Origin of the sequence: Occallatibacter riparius (assembly GCF_025264625.1) — a bacterium.
Classification (GTDB): Bacteria; Acidobacteriota; Terriglobia; order Terriglobales; family Acidobacteriaceae; genus Telmatobacter; species Telmatobacter riparius.
This window is the reverse complement of the sequence record NZ_CP093313.1, coordinates 6682551-6703523: the sequence shown is the minus strand read 5'-3', so window position 1 is coordinate 6703523 and position 20973 is coordinate 6682551. Positions and strand designations below refer to the sequence as shown.

17 protein-coding genes and 1 tRNA gene are annotated in these 20973 nt (G+C 60.6%); 9 read left to right on the top strand and 9 right to left on the bottom strand.

Going from position 1 to position 20973, the window contains the following annotated elements; genetic code table 11:
• Window positions 1-109: 109 nt before the first annotated feature.
• From MOP44_RS27415 to MOP44_RS27390, 6 genes are all read left to right on the top strand, one after another.
• A tRNA-Leu gene (locus tag MOP44_RS27415) sits at window positions 110-194 on the top strand.
• A gap of 223 nt (window positions 195-417) precedes the next feature.
• Window positions 418-1077 carry a hypothetical protein gene (locus MOP44_RS27410; RefSeq protein ID WP_260793753.1) on the top strand — a complete coding sequence of 220 codons (660 nt, stop codon included), beginning with the start codon at window positions 418-420 and terminating at the stop codon, window positions 1075-1077.
• 943 nt (window positions 1078-2020) lie between these two features.
• The gene (locus MOP44_RS27405) at window positions 2021-2326 is read left to right on the top strand and encodes a DUF3467 domain-containing protein (RefSeq protein WP_260793752.1); all 306 of its coding nucleotides are present in this window, start codon (window positions 2021-2023) and stop codon (window positions 2324-2326) included.
• Between the two features lie 61 nt (window positions 2327-2387).
• Window positions 2388-4016, top strand: coding sequence for a glycosyltransferase (locus MOP44_RS27400; RefSeq protein ID WP_260793751.1), 1629 nt, complete (start codon window positions 2388-2390; stop codon window positions 4014-4016).
• 21 nt (window positions 4017-4037) lie between these two features.
• On the top strand, window positions 4038-5660 hold the full coding sequence (locus MOP44_RS27395) for a tetratricopeptide repeat protein (RefSeq protein WP_260793750.1): 1623 nt from the start codon (window positions 4038-4040) through the stop codon (window positions 5658-5660).
• A 25-nt stretch (window positions 5661-5685) separates the two neighbouring features.
• Window positions 5686-7023: an NfeD family protein gene (locus MOP44_RS27390; RefSeq protein WP_260793749.1), complete on the top strand. Its 1338-nt coding sequence runs from the start codon at window positions 5686-5688 to the stop codon at window positions 7021-7023.
• Between the two features lie 113 nt (window positions 7024-7136).
• Here the strand turns inward: MOP44_RS27390 and MOP44_RS27385 are convergent, their stop codons facing one another.
• Entirely contained in the window at window positions 7137-8348 is a 1212-nt protein-coding gene (locus MOP44_RS27385; RefSeq protein WP_260793748.1) for a peptidase associated/transthyretin-like domain-containing protein, read from the bottom strand.
• Between the two features lie 851 nt (window positions 8349-9199).
• Here MOP44_RS27385 and MOP44_RS27380 point away from each other — a divergent pair.
• From MOP44_RS27380 to MOP44_RS27370, 3 genes are all read left to right on the top strand, one after another.
• Window positions 9200-10018 carry a slipin family protein gene (locus tag MOP44_RS27380; protein ID WP_260793747.1) on the top strand — a complete coding sequence of 273 codons (819 nt, stop codon included), beginning with the start codon at window positions 9200-9202 and terminating at the stop codon, window positions 10016-10018.
• A 153-nt stretch (window positions 10019-10171) separates the two neighbouring features.
• Window positions 10172-10873, top strand: coding sequence for an SPOR domain-containing protein (locus tag MOP44_RS27375; protein WP_260793746.1), 702 nt, complete (start codon window positions 10172-10174; stop codon window positions 10871-10873).
• Between the two features lie 318 nt (window positions 10874-11191).
• Window positions 11192-12004, top strand: coding sequence for a class I SAM-dependent methyltransferase (locus MOP44_RS27370; RefSeq protein ID WP_260793745.1), 813 nt, complete (start codon window positions 11192-11194; stop codon window positions 12002-12004).
• Window positions 12005-12242: 238 nt separating this feature from the next.
• On the opposite strand, the gene MOP44_RS27365 is transcribed toward MOP44_RS27370, so the two are convergent.
• From MOP44_RS27365 to cysG, 8 genes are all read right to left on the bottom strand, one after another.
• Window positions 12243-12953: a lysophospholipid acyltransferase family protein gene (locus MOP44_RS27365; RefSeq protein ID WP_260793744.1), complete on the bottom strand. Its 711-nt coding sequence runs from the start codon at window positions 12951-12953 to the stop codon at window positions 12243-12245.
• A 2-nt stretch (window positions 12954-12955) separates the two neighbouring features.
• Entirely contained in the window at window positions 12956-14383 is a 1428-nt protein-coding gene (gene mpl / locus MOP44_RS27360) for a UDP-N-acetylmuramate:L-alanyl-gamma-D-glutamyl-meso-diaminopimelate ligase (RefSeq protein WP_260793743.1), read from the bottom strand.
• 59 nt (window positions 14384-14442) lie between these two features.
• Window positions 14443-15393, bottom strand: coding sequence for a S66 peptidase family protein (locus tag MOP44_RS27355; protein ID WP_260793742.1), 951 nt, complete (start codon window positions 15391-15393; stop codon window positions 14443-14445).
• A complete protein-coding gene (dapF, locus tag MOP44_RS27350) occupies window positions 15393-16226 on the bottom strand; it encodes a diaminopimelate epimerase (protein ID WP_260793741.1) in 834 nt (277 codons plus the stop codon). Before dapF ends, MOP44_RS27355 begins: the two co-directional genes overlap by 1 nt.
• On the bottom strand, window positions 16223-16939 hold the full coding sequence (locus MOP44_RS27345; RefSeq protein ID WP_260793740.1) for an MgtC/SapB family protein: 717 nt from the start codon (window positions 16937-16939) through the stop codon (window positions 16223-16225). Before MOP44_RS27345 ends, dapF begins: the two co-directional genes overlap by 4 nt.
• Window positions 16936-18597, bottom strand: coding sequence for an ArnT family glycosyltransferase (locus MOP44_RS27340; RefSeq protein ID WP_260793739.1), 1662 nt, complete (start codon window positions 18595-18597; stop codon window positions 16936-16938). The genes MOP44_RS27345 and MOP44_RS27340 overlap by 4 nt, the downstream gene beginning before the upstream one ends.
• 40 nt (window positions 18598-18637) lie before the next feature.
• A complete protein-coding gene (gene mtnP, locus MOP44_RS27335) occupies window positions 18638-19504 on the bottom strand; it encodes an S-methyl-5'-thioadenosine phosphorylase (RefSeq protein WP_260793738.1) in 867 nt (288 codons plus the stop codon).
• An 87-nt stretch (window positions 19505-19591) separates the two neighbouring features.
• The gene (gene cysG / locus MOP44_RS27330) at window positions 19592-20956 is read right to left on the bottom strand and encodes a siroheme synthase CysG (protein WP_260793737.1); all 1365 of its coding nucleotides are present in this window, start codon (window positions 20954-20956) and stop codon (window positions 19592-19594) included.
• Between the last annotated feature and the right edge of the window lie 17 nt (window positions 20957-20973).

Genomic DNA, 20973 nt, shown 5'->3' with positions numbered 1-20973 from the left:
CCCGATCTGCCCACGTTTATCCGCCCAAGCCAGCCCGAGATTGCCCCGCGACCGCTGAGCAGCTAGACTCGAAGAGGACCGCCGCCTTCCGCAGTGGCAGTCTACGTGTGCGAAAGTGGCGGAATTGGCAGACGCACCAGACTTAGGATCTGGCGGGGAAACCCATGAGGGTTCGAGTCCCTCCTTTCGCACCAATTATCTAGAGCCGAGCCGCGGAACGGGCTCTTTCAACCGTGCCCAATTTTTGTGCCCACCTGGATTAGAATGTACCCACTCTGAACCGGTGCGAAGCCCATCTGCTCCCGCGATAACCCAGACGAAGAGAAGGCATAGTGACTAGTTGCCGAAGTCTGGAATTCGGCTACGCTGGTGATGCTGAGTGTGTATGGCGCCATCTTTGGAGCGAGGAATGAGCCAGTGGCCTCAATTTTGAAACGACACCTGCTGAGGGAGTTTGACCACTATTTCAATGGCAAGGGATTCACCCGGTCATCGGATCCCTTCTACGGTGATCGCTATGACCGCGCGATCTCTGGTGGCAGGCAGTCCATTGCTATCGCCTCGCATATTCGCAAACCCGCATTGGTGCTTGATCCGGCGTTTGCGAGCATTCGGCTGGATGAAGTCGAAGACGAAGTATTTCGATTTGAGCAGAAGAACGAGTTGATCAATGAGCATGACGTTCTTCAAAGGGCCACGATCGGCACCCGGCTTGACAAGCACGAATTATTCAAAAGTGTCACGGGCAAATACGCAATAACCACGGTGGATGATTGCCCACGGTTGGGAGTACAGTACGCGAGCGAGATGCTCAGTATGGCCGAGCGATTCTGGCAGTCGTTTCCCGATCACGAAGCGATCCTCGCGAAGCTGGCGAACGTCCCCGGCGAGGCTCGCAAATATGGAGGAACTGATTTTTTCGCCGGGAGTCGCGCTGTTGTGCTAACGAGGATGCTGCACGGAGACGCCGAAGCCCGCCGGTTTGCCGAAGGAGTTTTGGATCGCCTGTCGGGCGAGCCCAAACTAGAACTATCCCGATGGGCGATCCGATTTTTTGATGCACGGATCGCAGTTTAGCTCAACAGGTCATTTTAGGCAGGCAAGTCGACCGCCGACTCGTGTGTCGACATGTCGATCCTGACGAGTAACTGACAATCGCTCCGAACGAGTCTCACCACACCTGGAACGCCGCAAAACCTAGGAATCTCCCCGATACCCCTCCCCCGCCGTTCCGTTCATACTCCCTTCATCTGGGTCCCGGCAACGGAGAAGCTTTATGCTCAAGCCCGGAGTACTAGTGCGCCTCAAATCGGGGAGCCGGCCGATGGCCGTCATTCAAACCGTCGATGGCGAGGCTTATTGCGTCTGGGATAACGGCTCGAGGCTCAAGGGTGCCTTCTTTCCCTTCGAGGCGCTTGAGTCCGCTGCCTGCGAGCCAGAATCATCTCGCGCGCAAAGCGACATTCCTGCCCGGCCCCATTCCACTCGCAGGCGCCGCGCCTCTCCTCGGCGCCATCGATAACCCGGCGCAAGCCGCCATCCGTCCTTCTGTCCGAAGAAAACCCATTTAGCTTGCGCCTTGAGGATATCTTTGTGGAAATCTAGGGATTGCAATTTAGGTCGACTCACGATAAAAATTCCTCAACTCAAAAATCTGTGAGGCGAAGTGCCTACTTTCGAAGAGGGCCCGCTCAACGCAGCGGAGGTCCGATCTGCTCTTCAATGGGCAATCGGTAACCTGCAGACTCAGATTGCACGACTTGATGATGTAATTGGTGCTTTTCAAGGCGAACGAGAAGAGGTTGCTGCCGAATTGGCTCAACTTCAGGGAATCCTGCACCATCAGCGGTCTCCTTTCAGGTGCCGGCTGATTGGGCAACTCAACCGAACCTGACGGCCTGATTTGTCGACGACTGGACGAAAGCGTGCGGGCAAAGGCATCTCTGTCCTCGCGAGGGGCCTCTCGGAAGCCCCGCCGTTATCCTCAGCCTTCTGCGCCTCGGCAGAGTAAGCTGAGTTCATGAATCCAACGCCTCAACAGCCGCAGATCAATGTGTCGCAGTCGCCTGACTTCCGCGAGTCCTACGCCAACAGTGTGCAGGTGCGGGTCAGCGTGTGGGATTTTCAGCTCGTGTTCGGCCTCGCCAGCAGCGAAGGCCCCGAGCAGGTCACCATCAAAAATCGCGACGCCATCTATCTGAGCCCGCAGCAGGCGAAAGCGCTTTGGAACGTCCTCGGCCAGAACCTCGCCCAATACGAGCAGGCATTCGGCCCCTTGGCGCTCGAACCGCAATCGCATCCGTTTCCGCAGGGGCCCGTCCACTGATCCGTTACGCTGGAACTGGCATGCAGCACCAAGCCTGAATTGACCGCTGAGGATTGCACGCTTGCGCTGGAGAAAGCTGATTGAGCCACGGCTGGACGCACCCTTCCCGCTGTGGATGATTTTTCCCGTCATCTTCGTGGCGCTCTATGTCACGCACTTCAGTCTGCTGCGCCTGCCTTATTACTGGGACGAGGCCGGATACTACATTCCCGCCGCCTGGGATTTCTTCCGCACCGGCTCGCTGATCCCGTTCACAACCCTCACCAACGCCCATCCACCCCTGCCCAGCGTCTACCTCGCGCTGTGGTGGCGTGCTTCCGACTTCACCCCTGAGGTCACGCGCGAAGCCGTCCTGATCGTGGCCGCACTCGGTCTGCTTGCCGTCTGGAAGCTGGTGCTGCGCGTCAACGGCTCAAAGGCCGTAGCTTTCTGGACGACTCTGCTGACCGGCCTCTACCCCATCTGGTTCGCCCAAAGCACCCTGGCTCACGCCGACATCTTTGCCGCCGCCTGCACCTTGTGGGGCCTGGTCTACGCGCTGCCCGACCGCGGCCGCGAGCCTCGTGTTGCCGCCGCGTGGTTCATGGCGGCGGCTCTGTCGAAAGAGACAGCGATTGCCATCCCCCTCACGCTGGCCGCGATCTACGCCGTTCATGCCATCCGCTCCCATCGACCCGCGCGCACGCGCCGCATCAAGGAAGTGCTCTGGCTGGCAAGCGCAGCGATCCCGCTGGCCGCGTGGTACGTCTTTCACTACGCCAAAACCGGCTTTCTCTTCGGCAACCCCGAGTTCCTCCGCTACAACGCGCAGGCCACGCTAACGCCCACGCGCGTGCTCGCTGCCTTCGGCCATCGCGTTCTTCATCTCACCGGGCACATGAACATGTTCGTCCCGATCCTGCTGACCGGTGCCGCGCTCATGCTGAAGCCGCAACTCGACGGTGACGGCCACGAAAAGTCCGACATCGCCCCCGGAGTCCGCCGCCGCATCTTCATTCTGCTGCTCGTGAATGCAGCCATGTTCAGCGTCCTCGGCGGAGCGCTGCTGTGCCGCTATCTGCTCCCCATGTATCCGCTGGTCCTGGTGCTGGCGGTCTCCACGTTTCACCGCCGCGTTCCTTACTGGCATTGGCTCGCCGGGCTCTCTGCCGCAGGGTTCGTGGCTGGCATCTTCGTCAATCCCCCCTATGGCTTTGCGCCTGAGGACAACCTCGCTTACGCGCACGTGATCCGCCTGCATGAAGCCGGAATCGCGCAGCTTAAGGCCAAATATCCAGGTGCGACCGTCCTCTCCGCCTGGCCGGTCACCGACGCCCTCAGCAAGCCCGAACTCGGCTGGGTGAAGCACCCCTGGGACGTCTACGCCATCGACGACTTCTCTTCCGCGCAGATCGACAAGGCCGCCGACGAGCCGGGCCGATACTCCGCGGCCCTCGTGTTTTCCACCAAGTACGACCCTCCGCCACTGATCTCGCTCGGCCGCCGCTTCGACGAGAAGTACTTCGGCCTGCACCACGATCTGCCCCCCGAAGCCATCGCCCAGCGTCTCCATGGACAGCTCGTCTGGAAAGGCCAGGACCAGGGCATGTGGATCGGCCTGATCCGATTCAATCGCCAGTTCGAAGCGCGCTCAGACGTGCCGGCAGGCGCCGTCTTCGCGTCCGGTGCTGCAACAACTTCGAGCCGCTAGACAGCCTATAATCAGCCTGTCGTGTCCATTCACTTTCCTCACCGATTCCGCCCTGTCTGGCGGCTGGTTGTGCTCGCGCTGCTGATGGTTCCAGCGCTTTGTCCTGCTTTTCAGGCCAATCCCCAGGCCACGGACGCCGGCGCTGGCCGCGGCCGCATTCTGCTCGTGCTCCCGTTCGACAACAACAGCGGCCAGCCCAGCCTCGAATGGATACGCGAGGGAGCGTCCCAGATCCTCGGCAGCCGGTTCCTCTCCGCCGGATTCGCCCCCCTCAGCCGCGCCGACCGGCTCTATGCCCTTGACCATCTCGGTCTCCCCGCGGGATTCCAGCCGTCGCATGCAAGCTCGCTCAAGATCGCGCAGACGCTCGACGCGGATTCCATCATCGTGGGCAGCTTCCGCACCGAAGGCTCCCGCATCGAGACAGAAGCGCAGATCATCAGCGTCCCGCGCCTCAAGATGAGCGAGCCCGTCACCGCTGGCGGAGAGATGCGCGACCTGGTGGCTGTGTTCGACTCTCTCGCGTGGAAGCTCACCAAGCAGCTCGATCCCGCATTTTCCGTAGCGCAGGAGACCTTCGTCGCCGCCGGCGCAAACGTGCATCTCCAGGCCTTCGAGCAGTACATTCGCGGCATCACTGAGCCCGATCAGGACGAGCGCCTTCGCCATCTGCAGCAGGCCGTGAAGCTCAACCCCGACTTCAGCGAAGCATGGATGGCTCTGGCGCGTGCGGACTACGCCGGACAGCGCTATGAACAGGCTGCCGCCGCATTTGCCAAGGTCAAGACCAACGATGCCGAATCGCTCGAGGCCGGCTTTTATCGCGGCTTGGCCCTGATGTTCAGCGGAGACTACGCGAAGGCCGAGACCGCCTTCGCCGGCGTCGCCCGCGTGCTGCCGCTCGCTCCAGTGCTAAACAACCAGGGCGTAGCCGTCTCCCGTCAGGGGCACGATGGAACCGCGCTCTTCCGCCAGGCGGAGGGTGCCGACCCCGCCGCGGCCGACTACCACTTCAACCTCGCCGTGAGCCTCAACCGCCACGGCGACAAAGGCGCAGCGCAAGCCGAGCTGGCGCAATATCTCAAGGCGCGGCCCAATGACAGTGAGGCGCAACAAATCCAGTCCGCTTGGAAGGGCGCGTCCTCTACATCTACCGTCGAGCCTCTCGAGCGCATCGTCCGCGGATTCGACGCCGTCGCCTTCCGCCAGGCAGCCGTCATGCTCGATCAGATGGAGGCCACTCGCCTCGCTGCCCTCCCGCCCGCTCAGCGAGCGCAGACCTTGGCGGTCCAGGCCCGCGATTATCTTTCGCGCGGACTGCTGCTCGAGTCCGAGCGTCTCTATCAGCAGGCCATCGCTCAGGACAACCGCTCCCAGGCCGCGCACGCAGGGCTGGCCGAGGTCCGTGAGCGCACCGGCGACGCCGCCGGCGCACGCAAAGAGGCGCAGGCCTCGCTGGAACTGCAGCCCACGGTCGATGCGTATCTGATCCTGGCGCGGCTCGATCTGGCTGCCAACCAACTCGAGCAGGCTGGCCACAACGCCGATGAAGCGCTGAAGCTGAACCCCAACAGCCAGGCGGCAAAAGAACTTCTGCGCCAGTTGAGCGCAAAGCAGGGAGCTACCAAGCAACAGACTCCGTGAGGAGCAACTCCCTAAGGAGCAAGCCATGTTTCGACTGCTTGCGAACCACACCAATCGGCCGAGCCGGCCCATGCGCGGGCTCCTTCTCGCATTCAGCCTGCTCACCTTTCTTCTCGCCGCAGCCCACGCCCAGCAGCCCCTCATCGAAAAGTTCGTCCTCAACGACACCATCCAGCCGGTCAGCGCCGGTCAACTTGACCGAGCCCTGGCCCTGGCCAACACCGACGGCGCCGCGGCGCTTCTCATCCAGGTAAACACCCCCGGCGGCCTCGTCGAGTCCATGCGCGGAATGGCCGGAGCCATCCTCAGTTCGAAAGTGCCGGTCATTATCTACGTAGCCCCGGCGGGCGCGCGCGCCGCTTCGGCCGGCTTCTTCCTGCTTGAAGCCGCCGACATCGCCGCCATGGCCCCCGGAACCAACGCTGGCGCCGCGCATGTGGTTTACGAATTCGGCAAGCCTGACCAGACCCTGGAGCAGAAAATCGAGAACGACGCCGAGGCGTTTCTGCGTTCTTACGTGGGTCGGCGCAACCGCAACATCGACGCAGCCATAGCTGCAGTGCAGTCGTCGCATTCCTACTCCGCGGAGGAAGCGCTGAACCAGCACCTCATCGATCTAACCGCCTCCAGCGAGTCCGAACTGCTGCAAAAGCTCGACGGCCGCGAGATCACCCGCCTCGACGGCAGCAAACAGACTCTGCATCTCGCCAATGCGCGCATTCAGACCTTCAAGTCCTCCATGCGCGAAGACCTGCTCGACTGGCTCGTGAATCCCAACATCGCCTTGCTGCTGCTCGTAGGCGGCGGGTTGCTCATCTATCTCGAGTTCAACACGCCCGGAACCATCGTGCCCGGCGCACTTGGCACGCTCATGGTGCTGCTCGCGATCTTCGCGCTGAACCTGCTGCCCATCCGCTACACCGCCGTCATGCTGCTGCTGGCCGCGGCGGTGCTGCTCGTACTTGAGGCTAAATTCGGCGGCCACGGCGCCCTCGCGATAGCCGGCATCGTCTGCCTGACGCTCGGCACCCTTACCCTCATCGCGGCGCCCATTCCGGAATTAGCAGTGAATCCCTGGGTGGCTATCGCAATCAGCGCCGGCTTTGGCGGCATCACGGTCCTTTTGGTGCGCATCGCCATGCGAGCGCGTCACCTCAAGCAGCGGCTGGGCTTCGACGCGCTTGTCGGAAAGGCCGCCTCCGCCATGGAACCGCTGACACCGCAAGGGCACGTCCTCGTCGACGGTGAAATCTGGCAGGCCACTGCCGACCAGGAGGTTCCCGCGGGCACGCCTCTCCGCGTCATCGGCCACAAGGACTTCCTGCTGGAAGTCACCCCCACCCGCAGCGGACCCGCCGCTTAGCGAATCGGTCTGAGACTGTCTTGAAGCAGTGCCGTATCCAGCGCGGGAAGGCGAACAAACGCGATAGGGAAGAGTCGCCGACCCCTCGTGCGCAGTCCCGATTCCACTACCGTCTACTGCGCCAAACCCGTCTTCTGTGCGGACTGCTCAGGAACCGAGATGACTGCGTCACTGATTTCGCCGGCAACGTGGAGCGGCTGCTCAATAGCTCCGTAAGTGTGGACCGTTCGCGACTCGATTCTGGTGGGCTGAAATCCCCCCGGAACCGGCACTTCCCGGTACTCGACATCAGAAACCGCATCGACGCGAAGGATGTAGTCTCCCTCGAGGACGTAGTTGAGAGTGAATGTCTCCTCATCTTTCGATAGATTCGTATCGTATGCAACGGAGTGGTCGTCCGTGTATAGCAAGGAGACCTTTCCTCCGTTGAGAAGATGACCATCCCGCGCCGCGATAAGGCTTCCGCGAACAGTGTGTAGTTTGCTGAGCGGGATGTAGATGTCTTCGCCGGGTCGCTCGTCACCCGCTGTGAGCTTGAAAGGAACGGCGTCCTTGGTGCGCGTTGTGCCGCCGGAATATACGTCTGCCACGTAAATATGATTCGACATCGCCACATACCTACCCTGCGCGTCGGTTGTGAAAGTAGTTGTAGATAATGTCAGCTCTGCATCGAGGACATATTCGCCAGGAGGCAGACCGGCAATTCTGTAATGGCCCTGATCATCAGTAGAGCCGATGTGAGAAGCCCGTTCGCCGGGAATTTGTGGAATGGATATCCACTTGCCTTTCGACCGCACCAGCAACTGGAGATCGACGTCGCTGGCTGGACTGCCATCGTCGTATAAGACAGTGCCGCTGACGGCTGCGCCTCGATCGATGCCCACTGTGACTGTGGACGGCAGATTAGCCTGCACCGTGATTCGAGGCGCTGATATTACGGGCTTCTTTCCAGCATTTTGGTTGGTGGGTTCAGCCGTCGGAACAAAAAGTGGCGCTAGTGGTGAGATATAGCCCGGCGCGGAGGCCATAACGTAATACACCCCCGGCGCAACTTTCGGGATAGTGAAGCTGCCATCGAGGAGCGTTTCGACGGCGTTACCGCCAAAGTCAATCCCCTTGTTCCCGTCGCTGCCAAGCCCGTCCACTGCATCGGCAGGTACAAGAACGACACTTGCTTTTCGAGCCGGTGTGTTTGTGTTGGCACAGAACACCCGGCCCGAGACGATCCCTGTTCCCTCAGGTTTGCTTGTATGCTTCTGCTGCGCCGTGATCGTGGCGGCAAGTAAGGCCGAACAGAAGAAGAAGAGAATAGTCTTTCCGCTCATTTCCATAAAAATCGAGCAGTGCTGAAGCTGAAATCAGTGATGAGCGACACGGACGGTGAGGCTCAAGCTCGCCCCTGGCTTAAAGTTTTGTTACGTGACCACACTCGATTTCAAAGTCAAAGCCGTCGTATTCCTGCGCTCCGATTGTGATGAGGTATTGGCCGGGTGGGAGCGGATGACGGGGCTTTACCTCAATCAGAGTGGGAGAAAGCCGTCTGGCTGCTAACGGTACGAAGAGGCTACTAGGTGGCACCGTTGCAAACGTGAAAATCGTCATTCCTTTGGATACTGCAAGTTCCCGGCGATCACTCTTTACTTTGAGTCGCAGCAACTGAATCATTTCTGGAGCGAAGGTTGGGTACAACGACGCACTCTCGGTTGCGTGCACGTAGAACACCGGGGATGGATTGTTAACAGAAGCACTCGCACGAGACCCTGAGAACGACTCGACCAAAGTTGGAGTCAGAAATGGGAGCGAATTGCGCCAACGCGCCTGCAGGTGTTTCTGGGCTCCGAATACGTGGCTGAGCCCAACCCACCCTGAGGGGTTCGTGAACTTCACCTCGAACGGGAGGTGCGCTGGTCTCATCAACGGCCAATCCGTCGAGCTGAGCGCTTCATTTGGCTGACCGCAATGGTCGGCTTGCGCGAATGCTGGATGGCACAAGCCGAACGTCAAGATTGCGACAACAGCGGCGATGGAGAAACTCGGGTTAGTTCTCGACATAAGTGCAGCATCTGCATTGCCGACTGTTCCGTCTGTGGCGGTCGTCACATGCAGGAATGTTGTGAAGAATACCCAACCGCCCCTGGAGTACAATTCCCTCCGAATCCAAAAAGAGGGAAAAACCATGGGCGTCGATTCTTCCATTCCGGTTCTTGTCGTCATCGCCATCATCGTCCTCTACCTCATCAACTGCATCAAGATCCTGCCTGAGTACGAGCGCGGCGTGATCTTCACCCTCGGCCGCGTACGCCCCCTGCCGAAAGGCCCGGGCATCATCTTCGTCTTCCGGCCCATCCAGACCATCCGCCGCATGTCGCTCCGCCAGGAAGTCCTCGAAGTGCCGCCGCAGGATGTGATCACCAAAGACAACGTCACCATCAAGGTCAACGCCGTAGTCACGCTCTACGTCGTCGACCCCAACAACGCCGTCATCAAGGTCAGCAACTATCTTTACCAGACCTCGCAGGTGGCCCAAACCACCCTCCGCACCGTGCTGGGCGAGGCCGAGCTCGACGAGCTCCTCAGCCATCGCGACAAGCTCAATCTGCGCATCCAGACCATCATTGACCAGCGCACCGAGCCATTCGGCGTCAAGGTCGTCTCCATGGAAGTGAAGCAGGTAGACCTGCCCGACACCATGCAGCGCGCCATGGCCAAGCAGGCCGAGGCCGAGCGCGAACGCCGATCCAAGATCATCCACGCCGAAGGCGAATTCAGTGCCGCCCAGAAGCTGGTCGATGCCGCCGCGCTCCTGGCCAAGCAGCCCATCACCCTCCAGTTGCGTTATCTCCAGACACTCACCGAGATCGGCGTCGAGAAGAACACCACCATCGTATTCCCGCTTCCGGTGGAGCTGTTGTCGCTGCTGAACAAACTCCCCGGCTCAATACCCGGATCGCCGGCCGCCCAGGTGGACAATCCACCCAGAGCGGGAGAGGTTTAGGATCGGGTGCGGCCCGCAAATCGCCCTTCTGGAAAACTGTTCGTGAGCCTACACTAGTCGAGTGAACGATTCCGGGGGCTGCTTCTCGGCCGCAGCCCCATTCCCTTCGATCGACAGGCCGCGTACAACCGGCCTGAACCAGAGAGCCGATTTATGCCCAGCCGTTTTGGCGGAACAGCATTCGAGCCTATGGAAGAACAGGCGCGCGACAAAGAACTCACCTTAGGCCCGGCAGCTCTGATCGCCATGGCCTTCGGGCTGGTCGCGCTCTGCGCGCTGTGCTTTGTCTGGGGCTACTCCACTGGGCATCGAGCCCCGATTGAAGCCGCGGCCTCGCCGGCTGAGCCCACCGGACCCTCCGCAGCCCAGTTGCTCGCGCAAGCCAAGCCTACGGCAAATCAGGCCAGCCAGCAGCCTCATACCGATCAAACTGCTACCCCCACGGATGCTTCCGCAGCTGCAGCTTCGGAGCCATCGAATGCCCCCTCTGCCGTAAACGCGGCCTACCCGGCCCCCGCCTCATCGCCCGCAAGCTCGGGAGATGCCGCGGTGGTGAAGACGGCTTTGCCCGCGCAACAGTCTTCTTCCCAAGCCTCTGCGGCGTCCGGCCAAGTGCAGTCCGCCCTCAACCAGGGCTCCATCTGGATGGTGCAGATTGCAGCCGTATCGCACTCCGAGGATGCGGACGTGCTGGTGAGCGCCCTGCGCAAGCGTGGCTACGTAGTTTCATCACGGCGCGACCCGGCAGACAATCTTCTCCACGTGCAGGTCGGCCCGTTCGCCACACACGCCGACGCGTCGGCCATGCGCCAGCGCCTGCTGAACGACGGCTACAACGCCATCATCGAGCCGTAGGCCGGGGCCTCGATCTCGTATCGACCGTGACCGCTATCACTTACACGGCCAACGGCGCTTTCCTATCGTGAAAACGTTGGGATTTTATGTTTACAGGCTCCGGGGCTCAGAAGCAGTAGCTAACTCGCATTATCAGGTTCCCAGTGGTGCCGCAGCGCGACGGCTTCCCTTTCCGATCCACGGCACGGTTCAGATATGCAATTTGGCATCCCGCCAGGACGCCGAGCATATGCCAAGGAAAACATCAAATCCTGAAGCCGTCTTCGTGCTTTGCGTCAGATTTAATTCCCGCAGAGAAATAAGGACTGGAGAACTAACATGGGCCCTGATCACGCATGGGAAAAGTGGGGAGCGCAAGACCCCTACTACGGAGTGCTGAGCGATCCCCGCTTCAGATGCAACAAGCTGACCGATGATTCCCTGAAGGAGTTCTTCGCGACCGGCCAGCATCACATTGAGCATATGCTTGAGACCATTCGCAAGACGCATTCCGACTTCCAGCCGAAGAGGGTTATGGACTATGGATGCGGCGTGGGCCGGCTCCTGCGTCCCCTGTCCCAAATCGCAGATACGGTCGGCGTCGATATATCCGAAAGCATGTTGAACGAGGCCCAGAAGAACTGCCCCGAAGCGACGTTGATACATCCCGAACGGCTGAACAGCCTTGCGCAAAACTTCGATCTGATTCACTCGCATCTTGTCTTTCAGCACATCCCTGTCCGCACGGGCGAAGGCGTTCTCCGGCAACTTGTCGGGCTGCTTTCTCCCAATGGAATCGGCGTGATCCACCTGACGTTTCTGGTGCGGCGACTCGGGAGGCTTCCGATACCCGTTTGGGATGCGATGCAGAAAATGCGTGGCCGATCAAAGCTCTTTCACGGCTTGATGAACCTCAAGGATGGTCGTCCGTTCAATCAGCCGCAGATGCAAATGAACAATTACAACCTGAACCGCATTTTCGCTATACTGCGAGACGCGAACTGCTCAATCTTCCATGTCGAGTTCACATCGGATTTGTTCCCCGGCGCGGTGCTGTACTTCAAAAGGGGCTGTGAGCATGTGGAGCGCACATGTCTGTCGTGGGTGGCCCTGAGCGCCGCTCCGGGGAGGGCTGCCTTGGATGCTCCCTGAGGCTCGGCACCCGGAATTCAGGGAATGTATGGGGAGTAACTATTAAGGCATTGGGTTTACTAGAAAATTAGCTACCCCTCCCCCTGTTTTTGCTTCTCCATATATTCGCCTAAATTGCACTCATGTTCAATAATGTGAAATAGATAGCGTCGTACAAAATTTCATATGTCTAAAACAATTTGTTACAATAACTAATGCGCGATTGTACTTAGCAGTAAATACCCCCTCCAACGGAGATTCAGCCCCGCATCCACTCCGGCAAACCAGAAGCAATCGAAACCCGCACCGCCTCCATCAGCTCCTCCCGCGTCGCAAATGCCTGCGGCTCAATGGGTTCGTGGAAGACGATATGCGCCGTCCCTTGCTTGATCGCCATGCTGCCCTTGGCCATCATCTGCTCGGTCCCATAGATCGAGATCGGCACCACCGGCGCGCCAGTCTGCATAGCCAGGTAGAACGGCCCCTTCTTGAAGGGCAGCAGACGCCCGTCGCGCGAGCGTGTTCCTTCCACGAACGTCGTGATGTGCAGCCCCTTCTCCAAAACCCGCCGCGCCTCCGCCACGCTCTCAATGGCGCTTTCCACGCGGCCCTCACGATCGACCGGAACAAACTCGCCGAGCTTCATCCCGTAGCCCAGCACTGGAATCTTCATCAGCGACCGCTTGAGGAACGCCGACGTCCGCCCCGGCAGGCGTGGGAAGAGCGCAGGCGGATCGAGGTTCGAGATGTGGTTCGCCATGAAGATACACGCGGTATGTGCCGGTACGCGCTCCATGCCTTCAATGTCGACGCGGATCCGCGCCAGCCGGAACGCCGTCCGCACAATCGCCATCGACGCGTTGTACAGAGGAGTCGCATTGCCCGTCACCATCGCATAAGGAATGCAGATCAAGGCCGCGGGAATCCCGAGAACCACGATGGTGACGATTAATAGGAGCGACGCGAACATGGCTACGCACGAGCCTTCAGGCGCGCGGGCAGCTTCTCATAAATGCCATCAAAGCCGCCATTGGAAAGTATCGCCACCACATCGCCCGCCAGCAGCTTCGGAACAATCTCGTCGAGTATGGCTTCCACGTTGGGGCAGAGCGCGGCCGGTGTTCCAGCCGCGTTCAGCGCATGCACCACATCCTCCGGATGCAGCCGCTCGTCCTCGGCAATCCTCTGCTGCTGATAGACGCCGGCGAGCACCACACGATCAGCATTCCGCAGGCTCTCGACAAGATCAGTCTCTAGCACCTTGCGCCGAAGCGTGTTCGATCGCGGCTCCAGCACCGCCCACAGTCGCGACTGCGGATAGAGCGCCCGCAGCGCCCGCAGTGTCTCCCGAATGGCTGTCGGATGGTGCGCGAAGTCATCGATGATGGTGACGCCGTCGATCTCAGCGCGCACCTCCAGCCGCCGCTTCACGCTCTTGAACTCAGCCAGCGCCGTCCGGATCGCCTCTATCGGAACGCCTTGATTCGCAGCCAGCGCAGCGGCGGCGGTCGCGTTCAGCGCATTGTGTTCGCCGGCGAGCCTCATCTCGAGATCAGCCCATTTCGCGCCTGCGCGCCACAGCTCCCAGTGCATCACGCCGCTTACGAGCCGCAGATTCTCTATCCGCCAGTCCGAGTCAGCTTTGAATCCATAGCGCTCCACGCGGCAGAACGCGCGCGACACGCACTCGGTCACATTCTCGCTTGCGTCATAAGCTACGATCACGCCACGCCGCGGAACCAGGTTCACCAGGCGCTTGAACGCTGTCTTTACCGCGTCGAGATTGGCGTAGATATCCGCGTGGTCGAACTCGACGTGCGTGAGGATCAGCCCATCGGGAAAGTAATGCAGAAACTTCGGTCCCTTGTCGAAGAAGGCCGTGTCATACTCATCACCTTCAATGATGAAGGTGCGCGTTGGCCGCAACTGAAAGCTCGATCCGAAGTTCTCCGCCACGCCGCCGACGAGGAACGACGGCTCGAACGCGGGATTCTCACGCGCCGCAACCTGGTAAATCCACGCAAGCATGCTCGTCGTGGTCGTCTTGCCGTGCGTGCCAGCCACAACCAGCGACTCGCGCCCCTTCAGAAACTCATCGTGCGTCAACGCGGCCATCGACGCGAACGGAATGCGCTGATCGAGCACGCGCTCCACTTCGGGATTACCGCGCGAGAGCGCATTGCCGATGACGACGAGGTCCGGAACCTGATCAAGATTGGACTCCGAGTAAGGCTCGAGCACAGGTATGCCGAGTTCGCGCAGCATGTCGCTCATGGGCGGATAGGCCGCGTTGTCCGAACCGGTAATCCGATGTCCCTGCAGTTGCAGCAGGCCCGCGATCGACGCCATGGCCGTGCCGCAGATTCCGCTCAGGTGAATGTGCTTTTGGGATTGGCTCACCGGGTCACCGCCGGTCGTTCAAAACTGATCATTGCCTTCATTGCTGATGAAACCTGCACCTATCTATTCTCGGATTTCTTCACGGCGGGTTCGAAGATGCGCAGCTCCGTCTCCTCGCCCATCTCAAGTTCCGCCTGCACGCCAAACGTAAGAGTCACGTTCTGTCGCGAAACGTGCCCGCTCCGCAGCCCGAAAGCCACGGGAACATCAATGCCCTCAAGCGCGCTCAGAATCGCCTGCTCGAGCAGTTCGGGACCCACACCGGGCGAAGCGCAATCGAGCATCTCGCCGAAGACGATGCCTCGCACGCCGTCGAGTTTACCGGCATGCCGGAGCTGCCACAACATGCGGTCGATCTGATACGGCTTCGCGCCGACGTCCTCGAGGAAGAGGAGCTTGCCCTCCGTCTGCGGCTCGTACGCAGTGCCAAGCAGCGAAACGATAATGCTCAGGCAGCCTCCGTAGAGCGTGCCGCTTGCACTTCCCTTACGCAAACTGCGCAGACCCTCCGCTGCTCCCACCGTATAGGGCTCGCCGGCAAGCGCCGCGTTGAAACTCGCCAGGTGCACGCCGTCTTCGAGATAAAAGTCAGCGGCCAGCATGGGCCCGTGAAAGACCGGAAGCCCGAGCTTGTCGAGCAGATGAAGCTGAATACCAGTCAAATCGCTGTACGCAAAAAACGGCTTTGGATGGCTGCGAATTAGCTCCAGATCAAGCCTGTCGAGCAGGTAATTCGATCCATAGCCTCCGCGAAGTGCCATGATCATGTGGGCTTCCGTGTCAGCAAAAGCCGAATGGAGATCAGATATCCGCTGCTCGGGCGTTCCCGCGAAAAACAGCGGCCCGCGCGCCAGTGCGTTTTCCGCGAACCGAGGCACAAAGCCCGCGGCCTGAAGCCCCTTGACACCATCATCGATGCGATCCTGCCGCGCGAATGACGCGGGCGCAACGATACTCACGCCTGCGCCCTCTTCTACCGGCGCAAGACGAACCAGCGGAGCCGACTCCATTACCAAGCCTCACCCCGCGCAATCAGCGCCGCTGGACCGGTGAGATGCATTTCCGTGTCGGGCCCGTTCCACAAAACAGTCTGTGCGCCTCCCGGCGCGATCACACGCAGTGGCGACGTGCATCCGTGCAGCGCGATGGCCGCAGTCGCTGACGCAGACGTTCCCGTTCCTGACGAAGTGGTCGGTCCCACGCCGCGCTCGAAGATGCGAATCTCGATCTCGCTCGCGCTCAGGATGCGGACGAACTCGATGTTGGTCTGGTGAGGGAAGTCGGGGTGGCCGCAGATCTGTTGTCCGATGCTCGGCCAGCGCTGGCCATCCACTTCAAAATCAGGATTGTCCACGATGATCACGAAATGCGGATTGCCGGTAGAAACCTCAACGCCTTCTACCTGCACGCCGCCCGGAATCGTCACTGTGCGCCGCGCAAACAGTGGCACGCCCATGCCAGTCGTGATGTCGACCGTGAACTCCCCTGCATGATTCACCGCATTGACGTGGCACACGCGCAGCCCGGCGTCGGTCTCGATTTCAAGGGAATCCCCGGCGCGAGCATTCGTCGCCTCCGCCATCCAGGCAGCGACGCAGCGCGTACCGTTGCCGCTGATTTCGGCAATGGAGCCGTCAGAGTTATGGAGGCGGATACGCCCAGACTTCGGCCCTGGACCGGATTCATTCGTCCAGGCGAAAAACTCGACTCCATCGGCGCCTACTCCCGTGTTGCGCTCGCACAGTTTGCGCGTCAGTTCCGCCCAGTCGCGGCCTGTCGCCGCATCTTCGGTCACAATGAGAAAGTCGTTGCCGCAAGCGTGGGCCTTGATGAAGGGAATCAATCTTCCTCCGGATCGCGGAATGTATGAATGGAATCGATCGCAGTCTCGGTCTTCAAGCGGCTCTGCAGTTGCGCGTGCTTCTTTGATGTTGCCGTAAGCACAAAATTGATTCGCTGCAGATCGCCTATGGCGTCGCGGCCAACGTCAGTCAGCCTCTCGCCGCATCGGTCCATTGCATCCAAGATCGAGGTTAGCATCAGAGTCTCGTTGCTGCCGCGCGCTTCGTAGACGAGCGGAAAGCCCTTCAGATTGCCGCGCCGCTCCAGAATTCCCACAATCTCGAGGCTGACAATCGCAATGACAGTGCCAACCGCTGCGGTGGCGTAAAGTCCGGCTCCCGCCGCCATGCCGATCGAGGCCACAACCCAGATGCTCGCCGCGCTGGTGAGCCCGCTGATGCGGCTGCGGTTGTGCAAAATCACTCCCGCGCCCAGAAAGCCGATCCCCTGCACAATGTTTGAGGCTACCTGACCCTTTGGACCGTTCTCTCCCGCAAGCACCGCCGAGAGCAGCGTGAACAATGCGCTTCCCATGCAGATCAGCAGATTGGTTCGAACGCCGGCAGCTTTGCGGTGCACCTCGCGGTCAAGGCCAACCATGGCCCCGAGTACGCATGCAAGCAGCAGACGCCCTATCGCGCCGTTCGCAATCACCTGCTGTTGCAACCAATCGAAGTTATAGGGCTGTGAGAAATGGGCCAGGGATATGCTCATGGGAGTTTTTCCTTGGCCGATGCTACCACCGCTTCGGGTGCTCCGCGCGCATCGATCGAGCGTGAGGTATCGGAGGCGTAAAGCGTTACGGCGGGCTGGTATGGAGCCGAGAATCGGCCGATCACGACAAGGCCGGCAGGATGGTCGTGCACCGCCTTCTCAATCTGGCCTCCCTCGAGCACGAGCACTAAGGCGGCGTGTTGCGCAGGCGCCTGAAGCGCCGCCTGGTAGAACTCCTTGTCGCTTTCATTGATGGTCTGCCGCAGAGGAATTCCGCTCAGTGCCACAATATGCGGATAAACCGAAGTGTCCGTCAGGACGATCGCATCGGGACGCTTGGCCAATTGCGCGCGCAACGCCGAAGCGATCTCCCGTTCATAAGGCCGGCGTGCCGTGGCGTTCTTCGTTCCTTCCACATAGACCAAAGGCCTGTGCCGAAGCATGATGCCGAGGTTCAACCCGATGAGGACAAACAGAATGGCAGTGACGGCGCGCCTTGATCGCGGCGCGAATTCGCCCAATGCGGTCAGCAGGAGATTCGCAGCGAAGCCCGCACCCAGCGCAAACGCCGGAATCATCTCCAGCCCATACCGCGTGTTGTAGAACGAGTGCGGCCACCACACCGGCAGAAAAATCGGCACGGATCCATACGCTACCGAGTACGCATAGAAAGGAAACGGCAGCCACAACAGCAGCGCCCACGCGAACGCTTTTCGCCGCGCTATCAGCCATCCCCACGTAGTTCCAAGAATGCTGATCACCAGAAGCAAATTGCCCCATTGCTCGGCAAAGGCGACCATCTCAGCGGCCTTCACGTAGAAAATCAGCGACACCCACATGTTGTGCCATCCGGGGTGTGGCGGTCCGTCTCCGGGTGTCGCGGTGCGCATTTCGATGGCTTTCGCCGAATATGGACCGCGAGCGAAGTCGAGCCAGTCACCGAAAACAATCTGGTTATACGCAAACCAGACGAGTGGTGCCGCGACAACGATCACCGTCGCAATCCAGAAGACGCCGGAGCGCAGTTTGCTGCGCCTCAGAAGCACGATACCGATGGCAGTCCAGGCAAGCAGCGCCATGATCCATCCGTCATAGCGGGTGAAAACAGCAGCAGCGAGGATGAGCGCAATTGGCCACAGCAGGCGCGTGCTGCGCCTGTGGTCAGCCGCATCCAGTGCAGCACTCCACTCCACCAGCAGCAAGACGGTCCACACCATCTCGCAGACGAAGAGAGGCTCGGTCATGGCCGTAGTTTGCAGGTAGAGCAGGTTGGGGTTGAGCGCGAAGAACGCGAGCGCGATGGCGGCCGGTGCGGGGCGCAACCAGCGGCGTGCAAGCTTATAGATTCCCCAGCACGATGCGAGCCAGACGAGACTCGACGGGATCAGTCCTGCAAGCCCGTTTCGCCACCAGTCGAAGCATGCGACGAACGGAATCATCAACAGGTGCGGCAGGGGAAGCCACACCGACCCCAATTGGGTCAGCCCGGGACGATGCGAATCGAGAACGCGACGCGCAATGTGCAGGTGAGCTTCGGCATCGCCATAGTTCAGCAGTGCATCCTGTTGCCAGCTCCACGCGCAGGCCACCACGGATGCAGTCACGCAGCAGGCCAGAACAGCCAGGGCTTCGCGGCGCGCAATGCGATTGTCATTCAATGCGGTTCAACTCGCCGATGAGCGGGAGATGGAATATCTACTACCAGCCGAGATATTTGCCGAAGAGCAGGCCGAGGCGTTCCTTCGCTGCGGCGGGAATGGCGTCGGGCTGCGTTAGCACTGCGTATTTTGCCGCAGAGGCACACGCGCACGTGCGCTCCGCAGGCATTGCGGCCACGGCCTGCTTTACCACTTCGCATGCATTGGCGGCGTTCTTGTGCAGCACGGCGACGATCTCCTCGATCGTCACCGCGTCGTGTCCTTCGCGCCAGCAGTCATAGTCGGTGACCATCGCGACGGTCGCGTAGCAGATCTCCGCCTCGCGCGCGAGCTTGGCCTCCTGCAGGTTGGTCATGCCGATCACGTCGGCGCCCCAACTGCGGTAGAGGTTTGATTCCGCCTTCGTCGAGAACTGCGGGCCTTCCATGCAGACGTAGGTGCCGCCGAGTTTGCCCACCACGCCGGCCTTGGCACATGCTTCGTTCGCCGCGTTCGCAACCGTTGCGCAGACGGGATCGCCGAATGCAACGTGCCCAACGATGCCTTCGCCGAAGAACGTGGAGATGCGATGGAACGTACGGTCGATGAACTGATCGGGAATCACGAAGTCGGTGGGCTTGTGCTCTTCCTTCAGCGAGCCCACGGCCGAAACCGAGATGATGCGCTCTACGCCAAGCTTCTTGAAGGCGTAGATGTTGGCGCGGAAGTTGAGCTCCGACGGCAGGATGCGATGCCCGCGGCCATGACGGGCGAGGAAGGCAACCTTGCGGTCCTCGAGCTCGCCGAGAACGAACGCGTCGGACGGGTCGCCGAAAGGCGTTTCCACGCGCTCCTCATGGATGTTAGTGAATCCGGGCATGGAATAGAGCCCGCTGCCGCCGATGATGCCGATCTCCGCCTGAGCCAATGCTCGCTCTCCTTGCGCACGCGCCTGCGATCGCAAGGGCGTAGCACTTGTTCTGCAAAGGTCCAGTATAAAAGGTCGGTTTGCTGCTCAGGCCGGCAGCGCGTCTTCAATCGTGCCTTTGAGCGCGGATGCCGGAAGCTTGCCCACTGCCCATCCTGCGAGCAACAGGCTCGGCGCCTGCATCGCCGGTGCGCTGCCAAGATGCCACAAGGTCGTGTGCCAGACCTGCTGATCAGGCTGAGCGGCCCGGGAAACCAGCACGCAGGGAAAATCGGCCGGAAGGCCCTCCGTGAGCCACTCCTCTGCAAGCAGAGTCAGGTCGCGTCCGGGCATGTAGACCACGCGGGTTGCGTCTTCGATGGAAGGCAGAGCGGCATCGTTGTGCGATTGCGCATGATGGCCGGTCGAGAAGATCACGTTGGACGCTGCATGACGATCGGTGAGCGAAGCAGGAATCGACGCCGCGGCTGCGAGCGCCGACGTGATGCCCGGGACTACTTCGAAACGGATACGTGCATCGCGCAGAGCGTCCATCTCTTCCGCCGCACGGCCAAAGATCAGTGGGTCGCCGCTCTTAAGGCGAACCACCACGCGGCCGCCACGCGCGTAATCGATCATTAGCGCGTTGATCTCCTCTTGAGTGATGCGCTTGACCCCGCAGCGCTTGCCCACGTTGACTATTTCAGCGTTAGGCGCGAGATCCAGAATGGCTTGAGGAACGAGGTCATCGTGCAGCACGACCTCGGCCGACTGGACCAGGCGCACGGCTCTCACCGTCAACAGATCGGGATCGCCCGGCCCGGCACCTACAAGGTAGACCTGGGCAGCCTGATCAGAAGGCGCCTTGGCCGGCTTTGCCATGAGTCGCGTTGAGCATGTAGGCGAATCGCACAGCGGGCGGTGCGCCAGTTCGTGCAGAAGCAGGCGCCGTTCCTCAGTTCGAGGATGTGTGGCAAGGATCTCGCGCCGCAGTTCGCCGATCTGTTCGAGCCACGGGCCGAGGTCCTGCGGCAGTTGCGCATCAATTTCGCGTCGCAGACGCTGCGCCAGAGAGGGACTTTCGCCGGCGGTCGAGATGGCAATCTGCAATTCGCCGCGCGCGACCACTGACCCGAAGAAGAAATCGCAGTTGGGAATGTCGTCAACGCTATTGCAGAAGATGCCGCGCTCACCGGCATTGCGATAGACGGCCGCGTTTACATCGGCCTGATCCGTGGCTGCGATCACGAGCTCGTGGCCATCGAGATCGGCGGGCTCGAACCCGCGCTGCACCCACTCGATTACGCTGTCACTCGCCAGGGCGCGAACCTCTGCACGAGCCTCAGGCGCGACGACCCGCAGCCTTGCGCCCACTTTGAGCAGGCTGCCGATCTTGTCCAGCGCGACAGCGCCCGCGCCGACCACGAGAACGGGGCGCCCTTCGAGTTTCAGGAAGATCGGCAACAGGCTCATGCAGTCTCCTTTGGTGC

What these genes read in the sequence shown, in the direction of transcription:
- MOP44_RS27375 (WP_260793746.1), top strand. Translation starts at nt 10,172, where the DNA reads ATGCCCAGCCGTTTTGGCGGAACAGCATTCGAGCCTATGGAAGAACAG.
- MOP44_RS27355 (WP_260793742.1), bottom strand. Translation starts at nt 15,393, where the DNA reads ATGGAGTCGGCTCCGCTGGTTCGTCTTGCGCCGGTAGAAGAGGGCGCA.
- MOP44_RS27365 (WP_260793744.1), bottom strand. Translation starts at nt 12,953, where the DNA reads ATGTTCGCGTCGCTCCTATTAATCGTCACCATCGTGGTTCTCGGGATT.
- MOP44_RS27370 (WP_260793745.1), top strand. Translation starts at nt 11,192, where the DNA reads ATGGGCCCTGATCACGCATGGGAAAAGTGGGGAGCGCAAGACCCCTAC.
- MOP44_RS27390 (WP_260793749.1), top strand. Translation starts at nt 5,686, where the DNA reads ATGTTTCGACTGCTTGCGAACCACACCAATCGGCCGAGCCGGCCCATG.
- MOP44_RS27385 (WP_260793748.1), bottom strand. Translation starts at nt 8,348, where the DNA reads ATGAGCGGAAAGACTATTCTCTTCTTCTTCTGTTCGGCCTTACTTGCC.
- MOP44_RS27405 (WP_260793752.1), top strand. Translation starts at nt 2,021, where the DNA reads ATGAATCCAACGCCTCAACAGCCGCAGATCAATGTGTCGCAGTCGCCT.
- MOP44_RS27345 (WP_260793740.1), bottom strand. Translation starts at nt 16,939, where the DNA reads ATGAGCATATCCCTGGCCCATTTCTCACAGCCCTATAACTTCGATTGG.
- MOP44_RS27380 (WP_260793747.1), top strand. Translation starts at nt 9,200, where the DNA reads ATGGGCGTCGATTCTTCCATTCCGGTTCTTGTCGTCATCGCCATCATC.
- cysG (WP_260793737.1), bottom strand. Translation starts at nt 20,956, where the DNA reads ATGAGCCTGTTGCCGATCTTCCTGAAACTCGAAGGGCGCCCCGTTCTC.